This is a genomic window from Lentilactobacillus farraginis DSM 18382 = JCM 14108 (assembly GCF_000583655.1).
Taxonomy (GTDB): domain Bacteria; phylum Bacillota; class Bacilli; order Lactobacillales; family Lactobacillaceae; genus Lentilactobacillus; species Lentilactobacillus farraginis.
The window spans coordinates 1-2,927 of the sequence record NZ_BAKI01000083.1; the positions used below are offsets into that span (position 1 = coordinate 1).

Genomic DNA, 2,927 nt, shown 5'->3' on the forward strand with positions numbered 1-2,927 from the left:
TGACAACGCAATTGCTATTAACTTAGTGGATGCTTCTGGAAAGACTGTTAAAACATACACTTACGTAAAAGATACTGCTAAGAAGGGCGACACCCTTGGTACTCAATACAATGGTGTTTGGACAGTTGATGGTAGAGATCAAACAGCAATTCAAGCTGGCATTGATGCCACACTTAAGGGGACAAATTATAGTTTAACTGCTTTGTCTCCAGCCAAGTTACTGCTTTGGCTCAAGCTAAATTTGGTGCTTCGGTTAACTTAACAGTTAATGCAACTACAAGTAATGTAGACACTACGAAGGCAATCACAATTAACTATATTGACTCATCAACTGGTCAAAAAGTTGGTACTTGGTATTATGCACCTAATGGTGTTGTAAATGGTCAATTAGTTGATATGACAACTGCTGACCGTGTAAGCAACATTAAAACCAATGCTCCAGCGGGATACGTTGTTAATGATATTACTAGTGGGTCAGCATTATTTACATCTCTTAATAATGCCAAATATGGTCAAGCATTTAATATTCCTGTAACACGAAATGCTACGCTAACTAATAGTCAGTTACAAACTATCTTTAGCAAGATTCAGGTTAACCCACTTGTTGCTGGTGATACAGCAGCATACCATGACCTTTATCAATATGTAACTGATAATAATCAGTTAAACAAGGCTTTCTATAATAAGGCTGAAACAGCATTTATCACTAATGGTAACCTAGCAATTGCTAATAATGGTACAATTACTAATGCCAACTTTAAATCTGCATTAACCGCTGCAGGATTGAATGACTTCTATATTTCAACTCCAAAGGCAGGAGAAGATAACTCAACTGCTACAACAGGTGTTCACGCAGTTCTAAAATCGGCTAACCATTCACAAACAGATACTGCTGATTCAGATATTACATTAAGCATTGATAATGGCGGTAAGGCTATTAACTTGCATTATACTGTAACTCCAGTTTATGCAACTAATACTGATGCTAACGGAAATGCAACTGGTACCATTAATCATGGAAACTACGGACAAGATCAATGGAGAATTAAGTAATTTTAATTTGAATTAAAATTACAAGGCTGGTTAATTTTTAAGGTTAATTAAAACAAGCTAACACTTCCTGAATAAGGAAATGTTAGCTTGTTTTTTGTAAAAGATGATTACCGTTGTCTGCCGGGTTCTTTGCTAACTGTTGTTAGTAAGCTTAATTTTAAAAGTTCTAGTTATGGAGCTTGTTGAAAAAGTCTCCTTTAAGTAATTTATAATTGATTACTTAAGGGGGCTTTTCCTTGTATAATAAACAAAATGAGGTGGCGGAAATGTTAAAAATAGTTGGAACTTAAATATTAACGGAAATAAAGATCTCTCGCCGGATAAGCGCGCCCGGGTGGCCACAAGAGTGCAATCGCCTTTTATGGCTATAAAGATCACTTGGCCTTAACGCCGGATAGCATTATCACGGGCGCCGTTATTACTAGTGGCAAAAAAGGTGATGGAAAGTTGACGTCTGATTCAATCACCCAGCCAAAAACTGCAGGGATTGTGGTTACTGAGATAATTGGCGATCATGCTTATTCTCCTAATTTGCGCTAAGGCGCATCAGTTACGCTTAATGGCGCCCTTAACTCCGGTAATTTTTGATAGAGCCGCGATGTGGCAGACTAATGGGATTTTAATAAGAGTGTGGGCTTATTAATTTATCCTGCTGAGCACATGGCCATCTATAAGCAGCAAATAGGTCGAGAGCATATCAGTCGTAATCAACGGTTAACGTACTTCTTCGATATTAAGCAATGTCAAACTGTACACTGAGGAACCACCGTTATCGTCCTGGAGCCAAATCGAAAACTTAGAGTGTGACCATTAAATTCAGTTCTCATCAGTTAGTTTTTCAAGCAACGGACTACTTAAAAACGGGTGCGGCTGCGCTATCAGATTTAAGAAAAGAATAGTGGCCTTAAAATCAGATATGGTTATGGCCGTCAGTTGGTCAAACGATATTCAGTCCATGAAGTTCCAAGAGGCCATGACACTCATTAGTACCAATATGAAATGAATTACAAAATTAATCGCCTAAAAAGGGTAAAAATAATCGCAAGCTCGCTCTCCAAATCGAAAAATTTCTCGGCAAAATCTGGAAGTTAAGGTATACCCGAATTTTTAATATAGCATGAGCTTTGACTATTATGAAACCAAGGTTAATGTTAGCAACTTAGCTTTAATTGGCATAATGGTTTCTTTAATTTTTAATTTTTGGTGTCTTTTTTCTCAACATATTCTATCATTGATAGAATATAAGCATTAGTTTGATTCTCACTTTTAAAGTCCAAATAAGTTATTTCAGAAAGCAATCCATAAACAAAAATAGAAATTATGATCATACCGCCTATAACCATAAGTGATGATTGTGAAATCTTGATTGTATTTTCCAGCCAGCTACTATTAAATCGATAAAAAATAGTTCCACCTAATAGAAATATTAAAATATTACTGATGATTTTGAACAAATTATTAAAATTAAGACTATTTTTTTTATGCAAATCTTGAATGCATAGGAACTTTAGCTGGGACAGCGCTAAAGGATCTAACGATGATAAAAAAATAACCCATTTTTTCTTTTCTTGAAGAGTAACAGTAACAAAAGAATCTAGTCGTGGATTAAACCAATCCATTATTTTAACAGGTGTTATCTTAAAATTAAAGTTGTTCAAAAAATTTTTCATCAAAATAATTATCTTGTTCAATAATTAAATCAAATCGCGGTGTTCTTAATAATTGGAAAAACTTATAGACTGTATGTTCTATATTTTTGCGAAGACTGTCTACAAGGAAGAACGTTGAACACCATGATAACAAAGCGTTGAGAAAGTTTAATGAAAATACGAATAAAGCAAATTCTCGAATCGTGTAATTGTTTTCAAACAAGT

The 2,927-nt window shown here is 35.1% G+C and carries 3 protein-coding genes and 1 pseudogene; 2 read left to right on the forward strand and 2 right to left on the reverse strand.

Annotation, left to right across the window (positions count from 1 at the left end; all coding sequences use genetic code 11):
* Window positions 1–262: pseudogene (locus JCM14108_RS14745) on the forward strand (hypothetical protein); the annotation flags it as partial.
* Window positions 226–1,053 carry a hypothetical protein gene (locus JCM14108_RS13590; RefSeq protein ID WP_035181491.1) on the forward strand — a complete coding sequence of 276 codons (828 nt, stop codon included), beginning with the start codon at window positions 226–228 and terminating at the stop codon, window positions 1,051–1,053. The pseudogene JCM14108_RS14745 and the gene JCM14108_RS13590, both read left to right, overlap by 37 nt.
* A gap of 1,193 nt (window positions 1,054–2,246) precedes the next feature.
* Here the strand turns inward: JCM14108_RS13590 and JCM14108_RS13600 are convergent.
* Both JCM14108_RS13600 and JCM14108_RS15700 read right to left on the reverse strand, forming a co-directional pair.
* Window positions 2,247–2,723, reverse strand: coding sequence for a hypothetical protein (locus JCM14108_RS13600; RefSeq protein WP_035181493.1), 477 nt, complete (start codon window positions 2,721–2,723; stop codon window positions 2,247–2,249).
* The coding region (locus JCM14108_RS15700) for a hypothetical protein (protein ID WP_237745852.1) at window positions 2,698–2,927 on the reverse strand (230 nt) is incomplete at its 5' end. The genes JCM14108_RS13600 and JCM14108_RS15700, both read right to left, overlap by 26 nt.

Bases quoted from the DNA above. Each gene is read 5' to 3' on its own strand.
- JCM14108_RS13600 (WP_035181493.1), bottom strand. From the start codon at position 2,723: ATGAAAAATTTTTTGAACAACTTTAATTTTAAGATAACACCTGTTAAA.